The 25,066-nt window shown below is 70.3% G+C and carries 17 protein-coding genes and 1 pseudogene; 10 read left to right on the top strand and 8 right to left on the bottom strand.

What is annotated here, in order from left to right:
• Window positions 1-67: 67 nt before the first annotated feature.
• Window positions 68-943, top strand: a complete 876-nt coding sequence (locus tag OG870_RS24590; RefSeq protein WP_266582879.1) for a helix-turn-helix domain-containing protein — start codon at window positions 68-70, stop codon at window positions 941-943.
• A 204-nt stretch (window positions 944-1,147) separates the two neighbouring features.
• On the opposite strand, the gene OG870_RS24585 is transcribed toward OG870_RS24590, so the two are convergent.
• From OG870_RS24585 to OG870_RS24575, 3 genes are read right to left on the bottom strand one after another with little or no spacing between them, the layout of a single operon-like run.
• Window positions 1,148-2,182: a LacI family DNA-binding transcriptional regulator gene (locus tag OG870_RS24585; RefSeq protein WP_266582881.1), complete on the bottom strand. Its 1,035-nt coding sequence runs from the start codon at window positions 2,180-2,182 to the stop codon at window positions 1,148-1,150.
• Complete coding sequence (locus OG870_RS24580) at window positions 2,167-3,207, bottom strand: LacI family DNA-binding transcriptional regulator (protein ID WP_266582883.1); 1,041 nt, start codon at window positions 3,205-3,207, stop codon at window positions 2,167-2,169. Before OG870_RS24580 ends, OG870_RS24585 begins: the two co-directional genes overlap by 16 nt.
• 9 nt (window positions 3,208-3,216) lie before the next feature.
• Window positions 3,217-4,260, bottom strand: coding sequence for a glycoside hydrolase family 43 protein (locus OG870_RS24575; protein ID WP_266582885.1), 1,044 nt, complete (start codon window positions 4,258-4,260; stop codon window positions 3,217-3,219).
• Between the two features lie 442 nt (window positions 4,261-4,702).
• Between OG870_RS24575 and OG870_RS24570 the strand changes: the two genes are divergently transcribed.
• The 7 genes and pseudogenes from OG870_RS24570 to OG870_RS24540 all read left to right on the top strand — a co-directional run bounded on the left by OG870_RS24570 (window position 4,703) and on the right by OG870_RS24540 (window position 13,099).
• Window positions 4,703-6,052 (top strand): extracellular solute-binding protein, encoded by a 1,350-nt coding sequence (locus tag OG870_RS24570; RefSeq protein ID WP_266582887.1) that lies wholly within the window; start codon window positions 4,703-4,705, stop codon window positions 6,050-6,052.
• A 9-nt stretch (window positions 6,053-6,061) separates the two neighbouring features.
• Complete coding sequence (locus OG870_RS24565; protein WP_266839222.1) at window positions 6,062-7,039, top strand: carbohydrate ABC transporter permease; 978 nt, start codon at window positions 6,062-6,064, stop codon at window positions 7,037-7,039.
• A gap of 27 nt (window positions 7,040-7,066) precedes the next feature.
• The gene (locus OG870_RS24560; RefSeq protein WP_266839224.1) at window positions 7,067-7,957 is read left to right on the top strand and encodes a carbohydrate ABC transporter permease; all 891 of its coding nucleotides are present in this window, start codon (window positions 7,067-7,069) and stop codon (window positions 7,955-7,957) included.
• A 13-nt stretch (window positions 7,958-7,970) separates the two neighbouring features.
• Window positions 7,971-8,903, top strand: coding sequence for a glycosyl hydrolase (locus OG870_RS24555; protein ID WP_266839226.1), 933 nt, complete (start codon window positions 7,971-7,973; stop codon window positions 8,901-8,903).
• Window positions 8,904-9,000: 97 nt separating this feature from the next.
• Window positions 9,001-9,239 (top strand): annotated as a pseudogene (locus OG870_RS24550) (hypothetical protein).
• Between the two features lie 112 nt (window positions 9,240-9,351).
• Entirely contained in the window at window positions 9,352-12,150 is a 2,799-nt protein-coding gene (locus OG870_RS24545; protein WP_266839228.1) for a LamG-like jellyroll fold domain-containing protein, read from the top strand.
• Window positions 12,151-12,244: 94 nt separating this feature from the next.
• Window positions 12,245-13,099, top strand: a complete 855-nt coding sequence (locus OG870_RS24540; RefSeq protein WP_266582896.1) for a hypothetical protein — start codon at window positions 12,245-12,247, stop codon at window positions 13,097-13,099.
• 91 nt (window positions 13,100-13,190) lie between these two features.
• Here the strand turns inward: OG870_RS24540 and OG870_RS24535 are convergent, their stop codons facing one another.
• From OG870_RS24535 to OG870_RS24525, 3 genes are read right to left on the bottom strand one after another with little or no spacing between them, the layout of a single operon-like run.
• Complete coding sequence (locus tag OG870_RS24535; protein WP_266839231.1) at window positions 13,191-14,426, bottom strand: sensor histidine kinase; 1,236 nt, start codon at window positions 14,424-14,426, stop codon at window positions 13,191-13,193.
• Complete coding sequence (cseB, locus tag OG870_RS24530) at window positions 14,423-15,100, bottom strand: two-component system response regulator CseB (RefSeq protein ID WP_266582900.1); 678 nt, start codon at window positions 15,098-15,100, stop codon at window positions 14,423-14,425. Before cseB ends, OG870_RS24535 begins: the two co-directional genes overlap by 4 nt.
• 37 nt (window positions 15,101-15,137) lie before the next feature.
• Window positions 15,138-15,593, bottom strand: a complete 456-nt coding sequence (locus OG870_RS24525) for a hypothetical protein (protein WP_266839234.1) — start codon at window positions 15,591-15,593, stop codon at window positions 15,138-15,140.
• 258 nt (window positions 15,594-15,851) lie between these two features.
• On the opposite strand from OG870_RS24525, the gene OG870_RS24520 reads away from it, so the two are divergent.
• Together OG870_RS24520 and OG870_RS24515 are read left to right on the top strand one after the other, a co-directional pair.
• Window positions 15,852-19,151, top strand: a complete 3,300-nt coding sequence (locus OG870_RS24520) for a S8 family peptidase (protein ID WP_266582902.1) — start codon at window positions 15,852-15,854, stop codon at window positions 19,149-19,151.
• A 679-nt stretch (window positions 19,152-19,830) separates the two neighbouring features.
• Window positions 19,831-22,491 (top strand): RICIN domain-containing protein, encoded by a 2,661-nt coding sequence (locus OG870_RS24515; RefSeq protein WP_266582904.1) that lies wholly within the window; start codon window positions 19,831-19,833, stop codon window positions 22,489-22,491.
• 117 nt (window positions 22,492-22,608) lie between these two features.
• Here the strand turns inward: OG870_RS24515 and OG870_RS24510 are convergent, their stop codons facing one another.
• Together OG870_RS24510 and OG870_RS24505 are read right to left on the bottom strand one after the other, a co-directional pair.
• Window positions 22,609-23,322 (bottom strand): TetR/AcrR family transcriptional regulator, encoded by a 714-nt coding sequence (locus OG870_RS24510; protein ID WP_266582906.1) that lies wholly within the window; start codon window positions 23,320-23,322, stop codon window positions 22,609-22,611.
• Between the two features lie 61 nt (window positions 23,323-23,383).
• Window positions 23,384-25,000, bottom strand: a complete 1,617-nt coding sequence (locus tag OG870_RS24505; protein ID WP_266839238.1) for a gamma-glutamyltransferase family protein — start codon at window positions 24,998-25,000, stop codon at window positions 23,384-23,386.
• Window positions 25,001-25,066: the final 66 nt, after the last annotated feature.

Here is a 25,066-nt window from a genome sequence, read left to right as displayed (position 1 = left end):
ACGCGCCGTTGGTGTGGCGGGAGACGACCGCAAAATGCTCATGACCAGTGAAAACCAGGGGGATTCTGTGACCGAAGTGGTCAGGGGCGAGAGCGGTACGCCCACCGATGCAAGACAGTTGCTGCTCGCGGAGATGCGCCGGATGAAGGACGCGTCCGGACTCAGCTTCGGGCGCCTCGCCAGTCGCACGCACTACAGCCGCTCGTCCTGGGAACGGTTTCTGAACGGCGAGCAACTGCCCACCCGTGTCGCGATGGAGCAACTGGCGGCCGCCGTGGGCGAGGAGTCCACCGCCCTCCTCGCCCTCTGGGACACCCTCGACACGACGTCCCGCGAACTCGGCGAGACACGGCAGGACGCGCTCCCGCCCAAGGACGACACCTGGGCGCCGGTCGCCCCCGCCGGGAGCCGGGGCGGCGGCAACCGCTGGCTGCGCCGGGCCCTGCCCCTGTGCTACGTCGCTTCCGGCGCCCTCCTCGGCGCCCTCGGCACCGCCCTGTTCACGGACGACGGGCACCCGGCCGCTGCCGCGCCCCGGACCAGCCCGACCCGCGAACTCGCCGCCCCCGTCGCGGCCACCGCCTCCAGGCCCGGCTGCCAGGGCGACAGCTGTCTCGAAGCGGAACCTCAGGCCAAGAACTGCCAGTGGGACGCGCGCACCGCCCACGAGACCTGGCTGAGAGGCCTTCAGATCCAGCTCCGCTACAGCCCCAGCTGCAAGGCCGCGTGGGGCCGCATAGAGAACGGCACCATCGGCGACTCCGTCTCCATCACCGACCGTTGGGGCCGCACCGAGGACGCCACCATCCGCGTCGGCACCGACACCTACACCCGCATGCTCTCCACGGCCTCCGCCCCCGCCTCCACCATCACCATCTGCGGCAGAATCCCCAGCCAGCACGACCAGGAATGCACCCCGACCGACAAGCCACCGGCACCCTGACGCGCCATCGGCACAGCACAAGCGCACGCATGGCTCGACGGCTGAGCGTGCGAGTTCGCCCCCCGCCGCCCGCTCCTCCTCAAGCCCCAGGTCATCGGCCTGGGGCTTGTTTCACCGGGAGCCGTTGCCGGGTTCTGCGACGTGCTTCGTCGCGGGTGGTGCACAGGCACCGCCGACACGGCGTAAACGTGCAGGTGATCGGGCTCAGCGGGACGAAGGCACTCCCGACGATGCCCGTACGCGAAGGTCGTACCCGATGCTTTCGCTGCGGCCGGGCAGGTTCCGGAAGTCCTCCAGGTTCAGGCGTGAGCGCAGCAGCGTCATGGCGGTGCGGGCGATCGACTCGCGTCGTAGGTCGACGGTGGTCAGGGGCGGCGAGGCGAAGCGGGCCGCCTCGATGTCGTCGAAGCCGGCCAGGGCCACGTCGTTGGGCACCTTGATGCCGCTGCGGGTCAGGACGGACAGCGCGGCGACGGCCACGACGTCGTTGAAGCAGAAGAGGGCGTCGAACCGGACCCGGGTGCGCAGCAGCCGGGTGGCCGCCCCGACGCCGGACGACCACAGGTCCGCGTCGTCCACGCCGATGACCAGGGAGTCGTCGTAGTCCACGCCGGCTTCGGCGAGAGCTGCTCGATAGCCGCGCAGTCGGCGGGCTCCGGCCATGGGGCCGGTTCGTTCGCCGATGACGGCGATGCGGTGCCGGCCTTGGGAGAGGAGATGGCTCACCACTGCGCGGGCGCCCTGTTCGTCGGCGGTCTCGACGTAGTCCAGGCTCAGCGTGGTGGCGTCGGCGGGGCGTTCGCCGAGTACGACCGTGGGCCGGGTGACCGGCAGGTGCAGGTAGTCCTCCGGGCCGAGGGCGTGGGGTACGTAGATGACGCCGTCCACCAGTTCCTGGTGCGCGGACAGGACGGCCCGCTCCCGCCGGGCGTCCCCGTGGGTCGATTGGAGCACCACCTTCAGTCCCTGCGTCTGGGGTGCCCTCATGATCTGCTCGGCGAGTTCCGCGTAGAAGGGCTGGCCGAGGTTGGGCAGGACCAGTGCGATGGTGTCGGTGCGGCGCGAGCGCAGACCGCGGGCGAAGGGGTTCATGCGGTAGCCGAGTTCCTCGACGGCCTCGCGCACGCGCTGTTCGGTCTCGGGGCTGTACGAGCCGGTGCCGTTGATGACGTTGGAGACGGTCTTCGTGGACACCCCGGCGCGTTCGGCCACCGTGCGCATCGTCACGCTGTGCGCCATGCGGCCACCCCTCCCAAAGTCGATTCACGAGCCATCAGGTCGAAGTCGGCGACGACCAGCCGGCCTGTGTCCTGGGGGGCCGTAAGGGCCATACGGTCGTTCAGCAGGGACAGTGCCTCGCGGGCGATCTGCGCCGTGCCGGGGGCGATGGAGGTGAGCGACGGACAGGCGTAGCGTGCGTCGTCGAGGTCGTCGAATCCTGCGACGGCCACCTGGTCCGGGATGGTGAGGTCTGCCTCCTGGACCGCGTGCAGGGCGCCCAGTGCCAAGGCGTCGGCGAAGGCCACCAGGGCGTCGAAGGGGACACCGCGCTCGATCAGTCCGCGTGTCGCCTCCGCTCCGTGCTGCCGGTCCCAGTCGGGGGTGCCCACCTCGCAGACGAGTTCGGGCAGGTAGGGCAGGCCGGCGTCGCGCAGCCCGTCCCGGTAGCCGTCCAGGCGCAGGTGGGCCGCTGCCCGCTCGGGCCGTCCGGTGTGGTCGGCGCCGAGGGCGGCGATCCGGGTGTAGCCGAGCGAGGCCATGTGGCTGACCATGGCCCTTACGCCGTCCCGGTTGGCCATGGCGACGCGGTCGACGGGTGCCTCGTAGGCCCGTTCCGACATGAACACGGTCGGCACGGTCCGGGCGACGGAGCGCGCCTGCTCGTCCGACAGGCCGACCGGGTACATCAACAATCCTGCCAGGTACGGGCCGTGCTCGCTCACCAGGGCGAGTTCCGCTTCCGCCACGCCGCCGGTGAGTTCGGTGAGCACGGTCAGATCGTGGCGTTCGGCCTCGCGCATGACCGCTTCGGCGAGTTCCGCGTAGAAGGGCTGCGACAGGTGGGGCAGGGCCAGGCCGACGAGTCCGGTCCGGCCGGTGCGCAGGTTGCGGGCGATCGGGTTGGGGCGGAAGCCCAGTTCCGCTATGGCGGCGTCGACCTTGTGCCGGGTCCGCTCGCTGACGCCGGATTCACCGTTGACCACCCGGGAGACCGTCTTGGGTGACACCCCGGCCCGCTGGGCTACGTCATGCATCGTGGACATGGCAGAACCTTAGACTTCGGCCGGGGCGAGGTCGCGAAGCCCGGCGCACTCGGCCGCTGTCAGCGCGAGCACCGACCCGTGGCGCAGCCCCTTGGGCACCGCGCAGCCCGCCGGGCCGGCGGCGGGCAGCCATACCGGGCTGTCCAGGCGGTCGGCGTGGAAGGGCACGTATCCGCGGCCCTCGAACTCGTCCAGGAGCAGCAGCCAGCCGTCCCCTTCAGGGGCGGGCAGCACGATGGGGCCTTCGGCGTGCGCCAGGCCGGGCCGCCCGTCGACGCCGCGTCCCACGCCCTGAGTGACGGGTTCGTAGTGCGGGGAGTCCAGAGTCCGCGAGCGCTCCACGAAGACGAACTTGGCGTCCGGGGCGCCTGGGGTGCCGGGCATCCGCTCGTCCTTGGTGAAGCGGTAGAACCAGCCCTCGTGCTCGACGACGGTGGAGTCGATCACGGGGTAGCCCGTGTCCAGCCACACCTGGGGGGCGGAGAAGGTGCGGAAGTCCTTGGTGGTGGCGCGGAACATGCGGTGGTACGAGGGGTCGGCGCGCTCCGGGTCGTCCTCCGGGTAGACGGTCGAGGCCCAGAACACCAGGTACTCGGCACGGCCGGGATCCCAGACGGCCTCGGGTGCCCAGACGCAGCCCGCCTGCTCCGGCATGACCTCCACCCGGTGGGGGCCGTCCCAGTGGCTCAGGTCGGTGGAGTGCCACACCAGCAGGTCGCGGCTGCCGTGCGCGATGGCCCGCTCCCAGCTGCCGTCACCGTGGATGCGCAGGTCGGTGGCGATCAGGTGGAAGCCGCTGCCGTCCGCGGCGCGGATCAGGAACGGGTCCCTGGCACCGCCGTCGGCGGGCGCGAGCGGCGCGATGCCGTCGAGCTGCTTCCAGCGGTCCATGCGAGGACCATCGCAGAGCGCGAAGCGGACGCATTCGCCGTCGGCCAGATGTTCACCGGTGAAGTGGGCGAACAGGTAGCCGGCGGGCTGCCCCGGCCGGGCGTCTGCGGAAGTGGGCGAGGCGGCCGCAGCCTGAGCGCCGTTCAGAGTGGGTGGAGGCAAGGGGGTCTCCTCATGGTGGCTGTGCCCTGGAGTGGCGTGAGCGTCGCACTTCTAGTTCATCGATGTCAACGGATCGGACTGCCGCTGCCATGGCTGGAGATCATCCATGGCCGAGATTCACCCGAGGGGGCATCCACGTGAAGTGGCTGCTCAGCTGCACAAATGCGAGCGAGAGGCGCGAGATTCCGTCCGTGCGTCGACTGACATCAAACAGAAACGTCGCCGTAAAGGGTTGACTACGATGAACTGGCGCTACATTCTGATGCCGCTTCCAGCCGTGACTTCCGGTTTAACCGGCTCCGGCCCCCATCGCCCGATGTAGCCGCCCAGGTCGGGGGAGGGAAGAAGGCCGCCGCCGCGTCCGACTTCCCGCTGCCAGATCGCCCCTCACTTCGCATCGCCCGGTCGGCGTCGTCACCCATCTGCCATAGGAGTTGGCCCCATGTCCTCATCGGCTATCAGCAGACGCTCCGTCCTCGCGAGCGCCGGGTTCCTGGCCGGCGCCGCCGCCCTCAGCGCATGCGGGAACAGCGCCACGACGGCGTCCAAGACCCCCGTCAAGGCCAAGGGCGGGACGCTGACCATCATGAGCGTCCAGGGTGAGATCACCGACGCCGAGGTCGCCGCGTTCGAGAAGGCCCACCCGGGCGTCAAGATCAAGCAGATCAACACCGACGTGACCCGGCTCAACGCCATGCTGGCCGCCGGCAACCCGCCGGACGTGGTCCGTGACGCCGGTACCGACGTCACCCCCTACATCGCGAGCCGGGGCGTGGCCCTGAACCTGGACGAGTACTTCGCCCAGAGCACCGTGCTCAAGGAAGCCGACATCCTGCCCATCAACGACGTCTGGAAGTGGGACGGCACCACCCAGGGCAAGGGCTCCCGGTACGGCATCGCCAAGGACTGGTCGCAGGACGCCATGTGGTGGTACAACGCGGACATGTGGTCCGCCGCCGGCCTGAAGGCCCCGGACCCGTCCAAGCCCATCAGCTACGACGAGCTGGCCGACGCCGCCAAGAAGCTCACCAGGACCCAGGGCGGCAAGACCAGCGTCCACGGGCTCTTCACGACCACCGCGAGCATGAACCGCATCGGGTCCATGGTGGCGTCCGCCGGCGGCCGGATCCTCTCCGCGGACCTGGGCAGCGCCGACTTCACCTCACCGGAGGCGATCGCCGCGCTGACCTGGCTGGTCGACGTGGCGAAGTCCAAGATCGGCTACTCCCTGATCAACCCCAGCCCCGACTGGGACGGCCCCGAGTACGTCGCGGGCAAGCAGGCCACGTCCGGGCAGGGCTTCTGGTTCGGCGGCTTCCTCGGCAGCACCGCCAAGGAGTACCAGTCCAAGAGCGTGTTCGCCGCCGCCCCGACGCTGGGCAAGAAGCGGGTCAGTCCGTCCTTCGGCGCCGTCGGCTACTGGATACCGGCCAAGTCCAAGAACGCCGGCGCCGCCTTCCAGTTCCTCGAGTGGTACTGCGGCGGCGCGGGAGCCCAGAAGCGCATCGCGGCCGGCAACGGCCTGCCCTCGCTGAAGTCGATGCTGTCCCTCGTGCCGCAGTCCACCGCGTTCGAGAAGGCCTCGTTCAAGGTGCAGTCCGACGAACTCCACTACGTGGACGTCCTGCACAACGCCACGCCCTACGCGCAGACCACCGCGCTGGACACCACCCTCGCCAAGGCGTTCACCGCCACGGTGGGCTCGGGCGCCTCGGTGGCCAAGCTGGCCGACCAGCTCACCAAGGACGTCAACGCGGTGCTGGCCAGCGGCAAGAAGCTCGCCGGAAAGTAGGCCGTGTTCATGCGACTGAAAAGTGCCCGGCCCACTGGGCCGGCCCGACGGCGTCGGCGCAGCGGGCGGCGGGGCGAGGCGCTGGCCTTCTACGGCTTCGTCTCGCCCTGGCTGATCGGCACCGCGGTGCTGACCGTCTTCCCGGTGGGTTACGCCTTCTACCTGAGCTTCACCGCCTGGGACGGCATCGCGCCGTTCAAGCCATGGGTCGGCCTGGACAACTACCGTGAGGTCCTCACATCGGCGGACACCCTGTCGTCGCTGGCCAGGACGCTGACGCTGGTGGCCATCATCGTCCCCACGACGATCGCCGGCAGCCTGCTGCTGGCCCTGCTGCTCAACGAGCGCGTCCGCGGACGCACTGTCTTCCGGACCCTCATCTACATCCCGGCGATCGTGCCGCCGGTCGCTGCGTCCCTCATCTGGAAAGTGGCGTTCGACCAGAACTCCGGGGGCGTCAACCGGTTCCTGCACATCTTCGGCGTCAACGCGCTGATGTGGCTGACCGGCAACCGGGCCTTCATCGTCCTGGTCATCGTGCTGCTGTGGGGCATCGGCGCGGGCCTCATCATCAACCTCGCCGCCCTGCAGACGGTGCCGGCCGAACAACTGGAGGCCGTCAGGCTGGACGGCGGAGGCGCCTTCACCGCCTTCCGGCACGTGACCCTCCCGGTGATCTCGCCGGTCCTGCTCTTCCAGACGGTCCTGGTCACCATCACCACGCTGCAGACGTTCGTCCCGGTCCTGCTGCTCTCGCCGATCAGCGACGGCGTCGCCAACGTCTACACCAACATCCCCAACGCCAACCGGGTCTACATGGTCGACGTCTACTCGCAGTTCTTCTCCTACTCCCGGTACGGCTACGGCTCGGCGATGCTCACGATCTTCTTCCTGGTCATCGTCGCGCTGACCGTCCTGATCTTCAAGGTGGCCGGACGGAGCGTGTTCTACGCCGTCGACCCGAACGCCGCCGCGAAGGAGGGCTGATCCGCCATGCCGCTCAAGGAAAGCTCCATGACCGCGACCGTGCCCGCCACCCCGGCCAACCCGGCCGCCCCGGAGCCCGCCCCCACGGCACCGGCCCGGCGCCCCCGCAACCGCAAGCAGACGCTGGTGTTCACGGTCCTGCTCGTCGTCTCGGTGCTGATCTCCCTGCCCTTCGTCGAGCTGATGATCAGCTCGCTACGGCCGGCCAACGAGATGTCCTCCGACACCTGGCTCCCGTCGGTGCTCGACTGGCACAACTACGCCGACGCGGTGAAGACCATCCCGTTCTGGCGGTTCGGCCGCAACTCCCTGATCCTGGCCGTCGTCAACGCCTTCCTGACCACCATCAGCTCGGCGCTCGTCGGCTACGGCTTCGCCCGGCTGCGCGCCCCGGGCAAGGGCCTGCTGTTCGGCCTGCTCATCTCGACCATGATGGTGCCGCAGATCGTCACGCTCATCCCCACCTACCTGATGTTCGCCCAGGTCGGCATGGTCGGCACGTACTGGCCGTGGGTCCTGTGGGGCTCCGCCGGAGCGCCGTACGCCATCTTCCTGTACCGGCAGTTCTTCTCCAGTTTCCCCAAGGAGCTGGAGGAGGCCGCGGTCATCGACGGCGCCGGCCGCATCCGCGTCTTCTTCCAGATCTTCCTGCCCCTGTCCCGCCCGCTGATGGTCACGGCCTTCGTCCTGGCGTTCAACGCGGTGTGGGGCGACTTCATCGCCCCGAACCTCCTGCTCGACCAGTCGAACACCACCCTCGCGGTCGGCGTCGGGCAGGGCTACGTCAACGACAGGGGCTTCCCGTTGCCCAACCGCCTCGCCGGCGGTGCGGTGCTGTATCTCGTCCCCGTCATCCTGCTCTTCCTCGCCGCCCAGCGCTCCTACGTCCGCGGCTTCGTCAACTCCGGCCTCAAGTAAGGGAGATGTTCACGTGACAGGTGCAGCGAGCGGACCGCTGTTCCGTGACCCGGTCCACGACGGTGCCGCCGACCCGGTGGCCGTCTGGAACCGTCAGGCACGCGAATGGTGGCTCGTCTACACAAGCCGCCGGGTCACCGCCCCCGGCCCCGGTGTCGCCTGGGTGCACGGCACCGACCTGGGAGTCGCGTCGTCCGCCGACGGCGGCCGCACCTGGACCTACCGCGGCACCCTGGACCTCCCCGACCCGGAATGGGGGCGCAACACCTTCTGGGCGCCGGAGATCATCTGGCACGACGGGCTCCACCACATGTACGTCAGCTGGATCCGCGGCGTGCCCGACGCCTGGACGGGACGCGCCGAGATCCGCCACTACACCAGCTCCGACCTGCTCGACTGGACGTACCACGGCCCCCTGGACCTCGACTCCGACCGCGCGATCGACGCCTGTGTCCTCCCACTGCCCGGCGGCGGCTTCCGGATGTGGTTCAAGGACGAGACGCACGGCTCGGTCACCTACGCGGCCGACAGCCCCGACCTCTACCAGTGGCGGCCGACCGGCCCGGCCGTCACCCACCGGCCGCACGAGGGCCCCAACGTCTTCGAACTCGGCGGCACCCACTGGATGATCGTCGACGAATGGCGCGGGCAGGGCGTCCTGCGCTCCGACGACCTGGGGCGCTGGGAGTACCAGGGGCTGATCCTCGACGCTCCCGGCAGCCGCCCCGACGACGGCGGATTCGGTTACCACGCCGACGTGGTCGTCCAGGGGGAGACGGCGTACGTCTTCTACTTCACGCACCCCGACCGGACGCCGGAGAGCGACGAAGCGGACTACGCGTACCGCCGGTCCTCGCTCCAGGTGGCCGCCCTGCGGGTGACCGCCGGCCGGCTGACCTGCGACCGGGACGAGCCCGTCGAACTCGGCCTGGCACCCGAATCCTGACGGCTGCCGCACGCCGTCCACACCGTGCCTCCCTCACCGCACCGACAGCCAGCACCCGTGCCGCCACTTCCCGGCCCCGCCACGAAGGGATCCCGCCATGTCTCCTGCCGACCGGTTTGTTCTTGATCCGGCGCATTTGTGGTCGGAGACGTCGACCCCCGGCTGTTCGGCTCGTTCGTCGAGCACTTCGTGCTCACCGACCCCGACCCGGACGCCCGCAACCCCCTCGACCGGCCGGAACGCGTCACACCCACCGCCGCGGGCACCGTCCTCGACGATGCCGTGCTGCGCGCCACCCTCCCCGCTCTCTCCTGGAACATGATCCGCCTCGCCTGAGGCCCCCTAGACGACCGGTACGTGCCGCACGCCCCCTCCTCCCCTCGTTTGCGCGCCGCACGCACCGGTCTGCCCCACCTCACCTATCCGCTCCCGTTCGAAGAGGAACGCAATGCGAAGATGGCAACGCCGCCTCATAGCGGCCACAGGAAGCGCGGCGGCCGCGCTGGGACTCGTCATGCTTCCCGCTACGGAGGCGCACGCGACGACGTGCACCACGTACTTCGTCTCGTCGTCGTCAGGCAGCGACAGCAACGACGGATGCACTTCCAGCACCCCCTGGAGGACGCTCACCAACGTCAACTCCACCACGTTCACCGCCGGCAACCAGATCCAGTTCCAGGCCGGCGGCTCCTGGACCGGCGAACTCCAGCCGCACGGCTCCGGCTCCAGCGGCAGCCCGATCGTCATCTCCAGCTACGGCAGCGGAGCGGCCCCGATCCTCAACGGCGGCGGCGCGGCGGCCACCATCCTCCTGACCGACCAGCAGTACTGGACCATCCAGAACCTGGAGATCACCAACCCGGCCTCCAGCGCCGCGGTGCGCAGCGGCATCCAGCTGGAGAACGACACCAGCGGCACCTTCAACGGCATCCACATCGTCAACAACAACATCCACGACGTGAAAGGCCTGTGGACCAACAGCGCCGGAGTCCAGCCCAGCCGGTCCTCGGGCATCGCCTTCGACGTCACCGACAGCAACACCACCAGCGCCTGGAACGACGTCCTGCTCCAGGGCAACACGCTGACGCGCACTGACGCCGGCGGCATCTACATCGGCTCGCTCCAGGGCCTGAACCACAACATCAACACCAACAACGTGGTGATCGACGGCAACACCATCACCGACGCGGGCGGCAACGACATCGTCTGTGTGTTCTGCGCCTCACCGGTCATCCAGAACAACGTCGCCACCGACAACGGCTACCGCTACTCCGGGGCCGGCATGTGGAGCGGCTGGACGACCAACGCCGTGTTCCAGAACAACGAGGTCGCCCGCCAGTACCGCAGCTTCGTGGACGGTCAGGCCTTCGACATCGACAACAACACCAGCGGAACGGTCATCCAGTACAACTGGAGCCACGACAACCCGTTCGGTTTCACCGAATGGTGCTGCAGCAGCGGCTTCGCGGCCAAGACCTCTGTGATCCGCTACAACATCAGCCAGAACGACGGGGCGTCCAACGCGATCTTCCCGACGATGTCCGGCGTCGACAGCGGCACCACCGCCCAGGTGTACAACAACACGATCTACATGCCCCGGGGCAATAACGGGAAGATCACCGACGGCACACCCAACAGCACCGTCACCTTCTCCAACAACATCATCTACAAGCTCGGAACGGGCGGCTACTCCAACACGAGAACCACCTGGACCCACAACCTCTTCTACGGCGACCACCCGTCCACCGAGCCGTCCGACTCCGCCAAGATCACCTCCGACCCGCTGTTCGTCAAGCCCGGCGGCGGCAGTGCCGGGCGCGCCAGCGCAGCCGCCTACAAACTGCGAAGCGGCTCCCCGGCGTTCGGCGCGGGCGCCGTCATCGCGAACAACGGCAGCCAGGACTACTTCGGCAACACCGTCTCCTCCAGCACAGCTCCCAACATCGGCGCCTACAACGGGGCCGCCGTGTCCGGGCCCACCGCGACCCCCGGCGGCTACTGGCCGCTCGACGAAGGCAGCGGCACCGCGACCGCCGACATCAGCGGCGGCTCCAACAACGGCACGCTGCAGGCCGGGGCCTCCTGGACCACCGGCAAGACGGGCGCCGGCGCCATCAGTCTGAGCGGCGCGAGCAACTCCTGGGTCGACGTCCCCACCACGGCCGTCGACACCAGCGGCAGCTACTCGGTCTCGGCGTGGGTAAAGCCGAGCAGCCTCACCGGCAACCAGACCTACGCCTCCATCGACGGCAACGCCATCAGCCCCTTCTACCTGCAACTGACGAGCGGCACCTTCGCGTTCACCGTACGTAGCTCCGACTCGACCAGCGCGACCTGGAAGCAGGTCACCGGCGGCACACCGGCCACCGGCACCTGGTACCACCTGACCGGTGTGTACGACAACAGCGCCCACACCATCGCCCTGTACGTCAACGGCACACTCCAGGGCACCACCGCCTTCTCCTCACCCTGGAAGGCGACCGGCCACACCACGATCGGCCGCGCCAAGTGGAACGGCAGCAACACCGACTTCGCCTCCGCGGCGATCGACGACGTCCGTATGACCCCCCGAGCGCTCAACGCGCGGGAGGCGTACGCCCTCGGCACCGGCGCGGCCGGCTACTACCAACTCGACGAAGGCAGCGGCCAGACCTTCTCCAACCTCCTCGGCAACACCGTCGACGGCTACCGGGAGGGCAACACCACCTGGGCGGGTAGCGGCAAGGTCGGCGGCGACTCGCTCGCCTTCGACGGTTCCGCGGGCACGCTGGGCGTGATCCCGGCCTCCGTGATCGACACGGGCCAGAGCTACTCGGCGGGTGCCTGGGTGAAGCTGAACTCCGTCAGCGGCGGCAACCAGACCTTCGCCGGCCTCGTGGGCTTCAAGGTCAGCCCGTTCTACCTTCAGCTGTCGGGCGGCAAGTTCACCTTCGTCACTCGTGCCGCGGACACCAACAACTCGACGGCCACCATCGTCACGGCGACCTCGTCGGCGTCCACCGGCACCTGGTACCACGTGCTCGGCGTCTATGACAGCGGCGCCCAGACGATCTCGCTGTACGTCAACGGCACCCTCCAGGGCAGCGCCTCCTTCAGCAGCCCCTGGACTGCCCGGGGCGCCACCGTGATCGGGGCCGGCACCTACAACCAGGGACCCGTCGACTTCACCAACGGCCAGATCGACAACGTCCACTTCTACAACCGGGTGCTCAGCACCTCCGAGATCCAGACCCTCGCCGCCGGCTGAGCCGACGACGAGTCAGCGGGTGCCCGGTCCGGAGCGCGCAACTCGGCCCGGGCCGGGCACCCCTCTCCACCTCCACCGCGCGAAGGAGTCAACGATGACCACGTCGGTGCGCCAGGCACGCCGCCCCGCAGCAGTTCCACAGCGCCGCACGGCCCCCCGCCGGGCGGTCCCCGGATGGGCCATCGCCGTCGTGGGCCTCCTCGCCACGCTGGTGATCACGGCCACCGCCCTGCTCACAGGCGGACAACAGCGAACCGACACGACACCGACCGCTCTCCCGCCCCCGCCCACCGCCGTGGTCGCCGAGATCAACGGCCAGAAAATCCCCGTACGCCAGTTCGCCCTCTACCTGACACAGGAGCGGGCTGCCACCTTCGCCTACTTCGACAAGGCCTACGGCGTCGGCGACGGCCCCGGCTTCTGGACCACCCCGCACGCCGGCACCACCCCTGCCGCCTATCTGAAGCAGCACGCCCTCGCCGACGCCGCCCAGAGCACGGTCGTCCTCGCACTGGCGCACCAGCACCACCTGATCGCCGACCCCGGATACGACGCCTTCCTCGCCGCCTGGACGGCCGAGAACGCCCGTCGCCGCCAGGCCGTCGCCGCCCACCAGGTCATCTACGGCCCCGTGCAGTACACCGAGGCCAACTACTTCACGTACGTCCTGCACGACCTCGACGCACGCCTCGAACAGGTCCTCGTCAAGGCCGGCACCATCCCCACCCCCGAGAGCGCACTGCGCGCCTACTACCGCGACCACCCCGACACCTTCCGCCGGCAGGAAAACAAGAGCGGGAACATCACCACGCCGCCGTTCGGCGAAGTGGCCGCACAGGTCCGACAGGCATACGTCCACGACCGCTACCAGGCGATGACAAACAGGCTGGCCCGGACGGCCAGGACGACCGTCGCGCACGGCATCTACGACAGCGTCCCCGTGAACTGACGCAAGAAGCCACTGATGACGGCTACACCCTGATCAAGCTCTCCTGACGACACCCGGCCCTTCAGGAGAAGCCCCGCCCGCGCCCGTCGGATCAGTCCGCCGGCAGCCACAGCTCCGTCTCCGCGCCCCCCTCCGGGCGGTTGCGGAAGGTCAGGCGGGCGCCCAGGAGGCGGGCCTGGCCGGTGGCGATGGTCAGGCCGAGGCCGGTGCCGCCGGTCCGGGAGCCGGTGCGGAAGCGCTGGGGGCCGGAGGTGTGCAGCACCGCGAGCAGGTCGGACGGGAAACCGGGGCCGTGGTCGCGGACCCGGACCACGGGGCCGTCGACCTCGATCTCCACGGGCGGGGCGCCGTGCCGCAGGGCGTTGGCGGCCAGGTTGGCGAGGATCCTCTCGACTCGGCGCGGGTCGGTGGCCACGACCGCGTCCGCCAGGACCGTCACGGACACGTTGTCGAGCCCCGCGACCGCGCGCCGGGTCATCGCGCTCACCTCACGTTCCTCGGTCTCCACCGCCGCCACCTGGGAATCCAGCCGGGCCACTTCCAGCACGTCCTCCACCAGCCCGCGCAGCTTCTGCACGCTGCCCGCCACCAGGTCGGACGCCCGGCCTGGCGGCAGCAGGCCGACCGCTGTCGACATGCCCGCGACCGGTGTGCGCAGTTCGTGCGCGATGTCGGCGGTCACGCGGCGCTCGGCCTCCAGACGGGCGCCGAGCGCGTCCGCCATGGTGTCGACGGAGGCGGCGAGCCGGGCGATCTCGTCATGGCCGTGGGGGCGGACCCGGGCGTCGAGGTCGCCGTCGGCGATGCGTTCCGCCGTCCGTGCGGCGGCCGTGGCCCGCCGTCCCATCCGCACCCCGAGCAGCAGTCCGGCCAGGGACACCAGGACGGTGACGGCCGCGCCCGTGGCGAGCAGCGTCCGGTCGAGTGCGGCCAGGGACCGCTCCTCGGGGGCGTACGAACGGCGGATCGCGAGCACCTTGCGGTCCGAGACCCGGGTCGCCGCCCACAGCACCGGACCCTCACCGCCCTCCTGCAGGTAGGTCACCCGGACGTCGTCGCGCACCGCCCGTGCCACCGGTCCGGGCAGGTCGGACGGGTCGAGCCGGGCGTCCGACCTGCGTCCGTCGGCGTGGTCACCGGCGGCGCTCAGCAACTCCTGGTCCAGGCCGGAGCGGGCGGTGGCCAGCTGGTCGGCAGCGGTGGTCCGGTGCACCAGCACCCCGATCGCCCCCGCCACGCACATGGCCGCGGCGGCGACGGCCAGGGCGACCTTCGCCCCCACGTTCAAGGCGGGCGGCCTCACGTTCTTCACAGCGGGCCGTCTCATGTGCGCAGCTTGTAGCCGAAGCCGCGTACCGTCTCGATCCGCTCCCGGCCGATCTTGGCGCGCAGCCGCTGCACATGGACGTCCACCACCCGGGTGTCACCGGACCAGGCGTAGTCCCAGACCCGCTCCAGGAGCAGGTCCCGGGAGAGCACGGTCCCCGGCGCGGCGGCGAACTCACTCAGCAGCTTCAGCTCGGTCGTGGTCAGGGCGAGCGGCTTTCCGTCCCGGCTCGCGGTCAGGGACCCCGGGCAGAACTCCAGGTCCCCGAAGCGCAGGCGCGGGCTGTGGTCCGGCTGCTCGGCGGGGGCCGCCCGACGCAGCAGGGAGCGGATGCGGGCCACGAGGACCGGGCCGTCGAAAGGCTTGGTGACGTAGTCGTCGGCACCCGCCTCCAGGCCCATCACCACGTCCACCGGGTCGTTGCGCGCCGAGATCAGCAGCACCGGCACGCCCGACTCCTCGCGGATACGGCCGGCCAGGCTGACCCCGTTGAGGCCCGGCAGCATGATGTCGAGGACGGCCACGTCCGGATGGCGTTCCCGGAAGAGCTCAAGCCCGGTCAGGCCGTCGGCCGCGGTACGGACGCGGTAGCCGCGCTCCTCAAGGGTGAGCCGCGTGGCCTCCCGGATCAGCTCGTCGTCCTCGACCAGCAGCACATCCTGACCAGCGTGCATCGCGTTCCCTCTCCGACGGTCCTCTCCCGTGCCGTTCTCAGGCATCCGGTACGTCCAGGTCCGTGTCGTCGCTGCCTTTCGCCCAGAACGGCGCCGGGGGGTGTGCGGGGGTGAGGGCCATGTGGCTGTAGAACGCCACGTCCCCGCGCCTGACCGGGTTGCTCAGGACGACCTCGACGCGGTAGCTCGGCGGGTTGTCGTCGCCGTCGGGGCAGCCGGACACGCAGGTGAAGTCCGTCGCGACCCCGGTGCCGAGCGCCCGGGACGGGCCCCAGACCCGCCACGTCAGCTTGTCCAGGGTCACGATCCGGGTCGCGTCGATCTCGTCGGGGCGCTGCCAGGCCCGGCCGTAGGAGTCCGTCATGTACACCGGCCCCGTCCAGGGGATCTTCGTCGCCGCCGGGCCCTCGACGCGGACGCCGCCGTCCACGCCGCCGCACCCGGTCAGACAGGCGGCCAGCACGGCGCACGGCAGGCCTCGGCGAAGCCGCATCCCCTGCTCCTTCCGCTGGGCCGCCGGGTCATGTGGAGATCGCTCCCGCAAGAGCCGCAAGCCATGCTACGGCCGGTCGGTCTCGGCCTTGACCTGCGCATGTAACAACCGCCCGGCGGTCCGTCATCGACATCGATACGTCGTCGCCGCACAGCCGACGAACAGCCGTGCGCCCGGATTCCTACGGTGGCCCCGATCATTGCCACCCGGCATTCCAGCCCTGGGGGAACTTTGCGCAGAAAAGTGAAAGCGGCATGCGTGGGCACGGCCGCCGCGACGGTGGCGGCGGCCCTCGCCACGGGACTGATCGGCACCGCACAGGCCACGCCCGTGCAGACCGGTACGGCGGCGGCCGCCGCCAAGGACAGGGAATCCGCCGGCACGCACCGCCTCACCCTCGTCACCGGTGACCGTGTCCTCGTCGACGCCAAGGGCGGTGTCGTCGGCATGGAACGGGCCAAGGGCCGCGAGCGGGTCCCCGTGCAGATACGCAAGGCCGGCGGCCACACCCTCGTCGTCCCGACGGACGCCGCCCGGCTGATCGCGAACGGCAGCCTCGACCAGCGGCTGTTCGACGTCACCGAGCTCGACAAGCCGGCCAACCGCAGGAACCAGCGGGGCGGCCTGAAGGTCATCGTGGGCTACAAGGGCACCGCGCGCTCCCTGAAAGCCGCAGTCCGGGACACGGGCATGGTCCACCGGACCTTCAAGTCCCTGGACATGGACGCCCTTCAGGCGCCCACCACACAGACGCCGAAGCTGTGGGACGCCCTCACCGACGGCGACACCCTCGCCTCGGGCATCTCCCACGTCTGGCTCGACGGCGTCCGCAAGGCCAGCCTCGACAAGTCGGTGCCGCAGATCGGCGCACCCGCGGCCTGGGCCAAGGGCTACGACGGCAAGGGCGTCAAGGTCGCCGTCCTGGACAGCGGCCTCGACAGCGGCCACCCCGACCTCAAGGGCCAGGTGCTCGCCACCAAGAACTTCAGCACGTCCGCCACCACCGAGGACCGGCAGGGACACGGCACGCACGTCGCGTCCACCATCGCCGGAACCGGCGCCGAGTCCGGCGGCAAGTACAAGGGCGTCGCACCCGGAGCGAAGCTCCTCATCGGCAAGGTCCTCAACGACCAGGGACAGGGCGACGACGCCGGCATCATCGCGGGCATGGAGTGGGCCGCCGACCAGGGCGCCGACGTCATCAACCTCAGCCTGGGCGGCCGCGACACCCCGGGTGTCGACCCGATGGAGGCCACGGTCAACAGGCTTTCGGAGACCAAGGGCGTCCTCTTCGCCATCGCCGCCGGCAACGAGGGCGAACAGGGCTTCAAGACCGTCGACTCCCCGGGCAGCGCCGCCGACGCGCTCACCGTCGGCGCCGTCGACGGCCACGACGAGGTCGCGGACTTCTCCAGCATGGGACCGACCGCCGACGGAGCCCTCAAGCCGGACGTGACCGCGCCCGGCGTGGACATCACCGCGGCCGCCGCCAAGGGCAGCGCCATCGCAAAGGAGGTCGGCGAGAAACCGCCCGGCTACCTGACGATCTCGGGTACGTCGATGGCGACCCCGCATGTGGCGGGCGCCGCCGCCATCCTCAAGCAGCAGCACCGCGACTGGACGTTCCGCGAGCTGAAGGCCGCACTCGTGGGCTCCGCCAAGGGCGGCGACTACACCCCCTACGCGCAGGGCTCGGGCCGCATCCAGGTCGACAAGGCGATCGGCCAGCGCGTGTTCGCCGAGACGACCTCGGTGGGCTTCCCGGTCCAGCGGTGGCCGCACACCGACGACACCCCGGTCACCAGGAAGCTGACGTACCGCAACGCCGGCACGAAGGACATCACGCTGACCCTGTCGACCGCGGCCTTCAACCCCCGGGGCGAGGCGGCCCCGCACGGCTTCTTCACCCTGAGCGCGAAGACGGTCACCGTCCCCGCCGGCGGCAGGGCGTCCGTGGACGTCACCGTCGACACCAGGCTGGGCGGCGGGCTCGTCGGCGGCTACTCGGCCTATGTGACGGCCAAGGGCGACGGCCAGACCGTCCGCACGGCGCTGGGAGTCGAGCGGGAGGTAGAGGCGTACAACGTCACGCTGAAGTTCATCAACCGCCCCGGGCAGCACCCGGTCCACCTCACCACCCTGTCCCGGGACGAGCGGAACGCCCCCCAGTACGCGGACATGTCCACCGACGACACGGTCACCCTCCGCGTCCCCAAAGGCCCGTACATCCTCGACTCGCTCAACGTGAAGGACCCGAACTCGACCAAGGGCGGCGCCGACTGGCTGGTCCGGCCCGTGCTGAACGTCGACAAGGACCAGACGGTCACGCTCGACCTGAACAAGACCCGGTCGGCCGACATCACCGTGCCGGACAAGAAGGCCAAGCCACTCCAGGCCATGGTGTTCTACGAGCACAAGGGCACGCAGGTGGCGAACTACGTGGTGATGCCCACCTTCTCCGACATCCGTGTCGCGCACGTCGGCCCGGAGCTGCCCTCCGCCCTGGCGCAGGTCTGGTCCGGGCAGTGGACCAAGGGCAAGGGCGCCGAGTACAACACGCTCGACGGCGGCGAGGTGAAGAAGATCACCGGGACGCACGTCCACCATTACAAGGCGAGCGAGTTCGCCACGGTGAAGGCCGGTCTGGGCGCCTCGGCCCCGGGAAAGACCGGGGTGCTCGCCCTGGCCGGCACCCTGCCCCTCATCAACGGCATCCACACCCCGCTGCCCCAGAAGCTGCCCACCACCCGGACGTACCACCTGTCCACGGGCGAGGGCGCCAGCTGGTACTTCGACTTCCAGCAGTTCTCGGGGAAGAAGGACGCGGACGGTGCGCCGATCGTGGAGGCCGAATCCACCTCCGGTGACTACCTGAGGCTCACCGGCGGCAAGACCTACCGGAAGACGTTCGACACGGCGGTGTTCGCGCCGCGGGTGGTCCCCGGCCTGTCCGGTGTCTTCCACGGCCCCGACGGGATCTACGGCCAGCTTCCGCTCTTCGCCGACGGCGGGCGCAACGACGCGGTCTCCAGCCTCACCTCGGCGCGCACGACGCTGTACCGCAACGGCCGGAAGGTCGGCTCGAACGCCGACCCGCTGACCGGCGCCAAGGTGTTCAAGGTCCCTGCCGACGAGGCCGAGTACACCCTGACCACCACGGCCAGGCGAAGCGCCCGGGTCCAGGCCGCCTCCACCCGGGTCGACGCAAGCTGGACGTTCCACTCGAAGGCGCCGTCCTCCGGCCTGCCGACCGAACTGCCGGTCTCCACGATCCGCTTCGCGCCGAAGACGGGCCTGGACAGCCGGGTCAAGGCCGGCCAAACGGTCACCTACCCGGTCACCGTCGAGGGCGCGGCGAGGGGCCGGAACCTCAAGTCGCTCTCGGTGTACGTGTCGTACGACGACGGCAGGACCTGGAAGAAGACCGAGGTCCGGCACGGCAAGATCACCGTGAAGAACCCGGCGAAGGGCAAGGGCATCTCGCTCCGCGCCAAGATCATCGACAAGAAGGGCAACACGTCCACGATCTCGGTCCACAACCCGTACTACGGCAAGTGAGGCCATGGTGCGCTGACATCGGCCGCTGAGCGGGTCGGTCTGCCGGAAGCGCGGTTTCCGGCAGACCGACCCGCTCAGTCGTCCAGGCGGGCTGCTGCCCGTCGGCGGCGACGTCCCGGTGCTCGATGATCTTCCCTTCGGGCACACGGAAGAGGTCCACGACTGAGCAGGCGGAGCTGAAGACCCACACCAGGTTCGCGCCGGCGAGGGTCTTGCAGAACCGGGGCCCGCCACCCCGGTGGACGCGGCGCCGCTGGGCGAGGGGTCGCCCCGCGTGCCCTGCTGCGGCAACTGCTTCAGCGGACCTGTTCCGTTCGCGATCACCGGGTTGCGCTGGTAGTACCGCGGGTCCCAACCTCTGTCGAGTACGGCCACGTCACCGTCATGGACACGGTTGGTGTCGGTGACGCAGGTCCCAGGTGAGATCGGCGGCACCGTCACGGTTCACGTCGGAGCCCGCACCGTCATCCCATCGCGACTCCCGCGGACTTTCACTCCGCCGACCGGCCGGCCGCGCACCGGCCGCCCCGTCGCCCCGACCGGAGGGGACCTGAAAGAAGTTTCCGGATCATGGCAACCCTTTGCGGGGCCTGCGACCACAAGGAGTCGGATCCGGTCCTTCGGGTGCCTGGACTCGCTCTTCCTCCGGTGAACGGCATGCAAGGAGAACGCCTCCCTCATGAACACCCCCACGAACGGCGGGCGCCGCGGGCGTCACCGTCGTCGCTGGACCGCCACAGGCCTGCTGCTCGGTGTGCCCGCCATCGTCCTGCCGTACCTCCTGTTCACGCAGGAGGACTCGCAGGCCGCGACGATCGACGGCGCTGCCTACTACCAGCTGGTCTCCGTGCGCAGCGGCAAGGTGATGGATGTCAACGGCTTCTCCACCGCCGACGGCACCCGTATCCAGCAGTGGACCGACCAGCACACCGCCAACCAGCAGTGGAAGCTGAGGTCCACCGGGGACGGCTACTACGAGCTGGTGAACCGCAACAGCGGCAAAGTGCTGGGGATAGCGGGAAATTCGACCGCGCAGGGAGCCGCCGCCGAGCAGCAGACCGACAGGTCCTCCACTTCCCAGGAGTGGAAGATCAAGGATGTGAGCGGTTCCGAGGCCGTCACCTTCACCTCCCGCAGGAGCGGCCAGGTCCTGGACGTCCTGGGAGGCTCCACGGCCAAGGGTGCGGCGGTCGTCCAGTATCCCGGCAAGGGCGGCACCAACCAGCAGTGGAAGCTGGTGAAGGCGGCCGAGACCCAGTCGACCGGGACCGGCAAGGGGCAGACCACGACCGCGGCCGGACCGTATGCGTGGAAGAACGCCCAGGTGGTGGGCGGCGGTTACGTCGACGGGCTGGTGTTCAACACCCACGAGAAGGGCCTGCTGTACGCGCGCACCGACATGGGCGGCGCCTACCGCTGGGACACCGGGGCCGAGCAGTGGATCCCGCTGACCGACCAGTTCGGCGAGAAGGACTGGAACCTGCTGGGCATCGACTCGCTGGCCACCGACCCCGTCGACCCCAACCGGCTCTACATCGGGGCGGGCACCTACACCAACGGCTGGGCGGGCAACGGCGAGTTGCTGCGCTCCACGGACCGGGGCCGCACCTTCAAGCGCACCGCTCTGCCGTTCAAGCTGGGCGGCAACGAGGACGGCCGCGGGGCGGGCGAACGGCTCGCGATCAACCCCGGGAACCACGGCACCCTGCTGATGGGCACCCGCAAGAACGGCCTGTGGCGCAGCACCGACAGCGGCGTGACCTGGGGTCAGGTCTCCTCGTTCCCCGTCAAGGACGGGGCGGGCAGCGGCGCGGGCATCTCCTTCGTGACGTACGGGCCGGCCGGAAGCAAGACGGTCTATGTCGGCGTCGCCGACAAGTCCCGCTCCCTCTACCGCTCCACCGACGACGGCAGCACCTGGCAGGCCGTCTCCGGGCAGCCCACCGGCCAGATGCCGCAGCACGGCGTGCTCTCCGGTGACGGCTCGCTGTACCTGACGTACACCGACGTCGTCGGACCCAACGGCGTGAGTGCGGGCTCGGTGTGGAAGTACACGCCGACCGGCGGAGCATGGAAGAACATCTCGCCTTCCCAGGGCAGTTACGGGTTCTCCGGTCTGGCCGTCGACCCGCAGCATCCGTCCACGGTCATGGTCACCACCCTCGACCGCTGGTGGCCCCAGGACGAGATCTACCGGAGCACCGACGGCGGCGCGAACTGGAAGGCACTGTCCGGGAAGTCGGAGCGGGACGCCTCCGGCGCTCCTTACGTCGGTACCGCCACCGGGCACTGGATGACCGCCCTGGCCATCGACCCCTTCAACTCCGGGCACGTGCTCTACGGCACCGGCAGCGGCATCTGGCGCAGCAAGGACGCCAACGCCTCCGACAGCGGCGGCACAAGCCACTGGACCATCGGGGCCCGAGGGCTGGAGGAGACCGCGGTGCAGGACGCGGTCGCCCCGCCCGGCGGCGCCACCGTCATCTCCTCCATGGGCGACCTGGGCGGTTTCCACTACAGCACCCCCAACTCCCTGACCAAGGTGCCCGCCGGGCGGCTGAAGAACCCGCTGATGATCACCAGCACCGACATCGACTTCGCCCAGTCCAACCCCTCGGCGATGGTCCGCGTCGGCCGTGGCGGCACGCAGGACGGCGCCTACTCCACCGACGGCGGCAGCAACTGGAACGGCTTCAGGTCGAAGCCCGTGGGCAGCGCCGACAGCGGCCATGTCGCACTCGCGGCCGACGGCTCCACCATCGTCTGGACCGAGGAAGGACAGGCCCCGTACCGCTCCACCGACAAGGGGGCAAGCTGGTCGAAGGTCAACAGCCTGGGCACCGGCGCCGTGGTCGTCGCCGACCGCTCCTCGGCCAGGACGTTCTACTCACTGGCCGACGGCACCCTCTACGCCAGCACCGACGGCGGCGCGACCTTCAGCGCCCGTGCCACCAGCCTGCCCGCCGGCAAGCTCACGGCCGTCCCCGGCATCGCCGGGGACCTGTGGATCGCCGGCGGCGGCAAGGGGCTGCTGCACTCCACCGACGGCGGCCGCACCTTCACCACGCTCAGCACGGTGCAGTCCGCCTCCGCCCTCGGCTTCGGCAAGGCAGCGCCACGCACCAACTATCAGGCGCTGTACCTGATCGGCACCATCAAGAACGTCACCGGGGTCTTCCGCTCCACCGACAAGGGCGCCACCTGGCTCCGCGTCAACGACGACGCCCACCAGTGGGGCAGCATCGGCGGCACCGGCGTCATCACCGGCGACCCCGACACCTACGGCCGCGTCTACGTCGGCACCAACGGACGCGGTCTCCAGTACGGCGACCCGTCCTGACCCACCCCACCCACCCACCCCAGCAACTGAGCGGGGCCGCAGGCACAACTGCCTGCGGCCCCGCCGTGGTTGAGGGGCCTCGTCGCCGCAGGAGCAGGGGCGGCGGGTCTTTGTGGCTCAGCTGCGGCGGGTCGCGTCCTGCGTCTTCGCCCGGACCGTGTCGATGACCGCCTGGACGGCCGCCACGAAGTTCTGCGGGTCGTCCAGACCCACGAACCGTGGTGCGAACCGCGCGATGTTGGGGTATTTGTCGGCCGGCAGCGTGAGGTAGTCCGTCTGCCAGGCGCCCAGGTCGGCGTCCCTCAGCTCCGGGGACAGCGCGGCCAGGCTCGCGTCCATGGCGCTGTAGGCCAGCACCAGATCGGCGAAGACCCGGTAGTAGCGGGCGGCTTCGGCGTCGTCGAGACCGGCCCGGCGCATGCAGTCCAGTTTGCGCTCCACGGACCGGAACTCGTTCTCCCGCCGGGCGGTGCGCGCGGCGGCCAGGGCCCCCACCCGGGGATGGCGCAGAAACGCCTCATGGGTGTGGACCGCGATCTGCATGAGGTCGTGGGCCCAGTCGTCCGTGGGCGGCGGGATGCTGGCCAGTGCCTCCTCGTGCAGGGCGTCGATGAGGGCAAGGAGCAGTTCGTCCTTGTTGCGGAAGTGCCGGTAGATCGCCGTCGGATGGGCGGACAGCTCACGACCGAGGGCCTGGAACGTCAGCTTCTCCATGCCGGAGGAGTCCGCGACCCGGAACGCCGCCTGGACGATCAGCTCCTGGCTCAGGGTGCCTCGCGGCAGCCGGCTCCGGCCCGCCCTCTTGGTCGTCCTCGTACCGCTGTCGGTCATGCTTCCTTCCTCACGTCGGTCGCTCCCATGATCGCGCATCCGGCCGCCTCGTCAGCCGGTATCAGCCCGCGACCGCCGAACCGTCCGCACGCGGATCGGCCGCCGCCGCCAGGTGGGGCCGGCCGTCCCCGGGGACCCGCCGGACCAACTGCCCGTGGCCCACCCCGTCGTCGTTCGCGCCGAGCGAGCGGACGGTGAAGCCCGCCTCCTCGATCGCCTGGACGCCGGCCGGGGGGACGTCCCGCTCGGTGCTGACGACGCCCGCGCCGGCCGTCACCCCTGCCTCCATGGCTCCCAGGACCCAGCGTGGCACCGACACGGCGTGTTCGGGAGGGGAACCGGCGGCGAGCTGCAGGGCCATGTGGGTGTGCACCTGGGGTTGGGCACGTCCCCCCATGGCGCCGTGCGCGCCGACGAGTTCGCCCCCTTCGCGGACCAGAACCGGCATGAGCGTGTGCAGTGGCCGCTTCCCGCCGGCCAGCACGTTGGGCGAGGCGGGGTCGAGGGAGAACGAGGCGCCCCGGTTGTGCAGGACGATCCCGGTGCCGGGGTCGAGCACGGCGGCGCCGAAGCTGTGGAAGACGCTCTGGATCAGGGAGACCCAGGTGCCGTCCGCGTCGGCCACCACCACCGCGACGGTGTCACCGGATGCCTTGCGCTGGGCGAGCAGGTCGACCGCCGTGCCCGACAGGGCGTGCTCGGCGACGCGCCGCGCGTACGTGTCGGACAGCAGGTGGTCGACGGGGGCGCTGCTCCAGTCCGGGTCGGCGCAGTGGCGGTCGCGGTCGCCCGCGGTCCACGCGAGTACGGAGGCGACCACGCCGGCGTCGCGGCCCAGCGGGTCGAGCGGCCCGCGGACGCTGCGGGCCACGTCGAGCGCCCTGAGGCCCTGGAGGAAGTAGAGGCCCTGCGAGTTCGCACCGGCCGACAGATACTCGACACCGTCGTACTCCGCGGCGAGCGCCTGCGACAGCTCCACGGTGTGTGCGGCGAAATCCTCCTCCGTCATCGCGGAGCCCCCCGCGGCGAGCAGCTTCACCAGTCTCGCGCCCACCTCTCCGCCGTACATCGCGGCGGGGCCGTCGGAGCCGATCAGGGCGAGGGAGCGGGCGAGGTGGGGCTGGCGCAGCGTCTTTCCGGCCGCGAGGACCTCGCCGTCGGCGAAGAACACCCCCCGCATGCCGGGGTCCCGCGCCAGGTTGCCGCTCTCCCGGGCGAGGTCGTGGGCCAGTCCCGGGGCCACGGCCACCCCCTCACGGGCGGCGGCCTCGGCGGGTGCGAGCGCCGCGGCGAGCGGACGCGTGCCCCACTTCTCGGCGAGGGCGGCCCATCCGGCGACCGCGCCGGGAACCGTCACCGGCAGGGCGCCGAGGACCGGCATCGTGTCGTACGCCGCCGTCAACGACGCCACGTCGAGCGCGCGAGGGGACCGGCCGCTGGCGTTGACGAAGCTGACCTCGCCGTCCCGGGTGCCCACCAGGGCCAGCAGGTCGCCGCCGACAGAGCACTGGTTGGGGTAGACCACCGTCAGCATGGCGGCGGCGGCGAGCGCCGCGTCGACCGCGTTGCCGCCCCCGCGCAGGACCTCGGCCGCCACGTCGCTGGCCCCGGCGTGGGGTGTGGCGACAGCCCAGTCCCCGCCCCTGGCGGCGAGCGGACGTTCGGTGAATGCGGACATCGTTCCCTTTCCCGAGTGCGCCGGCGGCCGCCTGTGGTGCGGCCTCTTTAACCGCCGCGTTACATG

Source organism: Streptomyces sp. NBC_00461 (assembly GCF_036013935.1).
Classification (GTDB): Bacteria; Actinomycetota; Actinomycetes; order Streptomycetales; family Streptomycetaceae; genus Streptomyces.
This window is presented reverse-complemented; position numbering and strand designations above follow the sequence as displayed.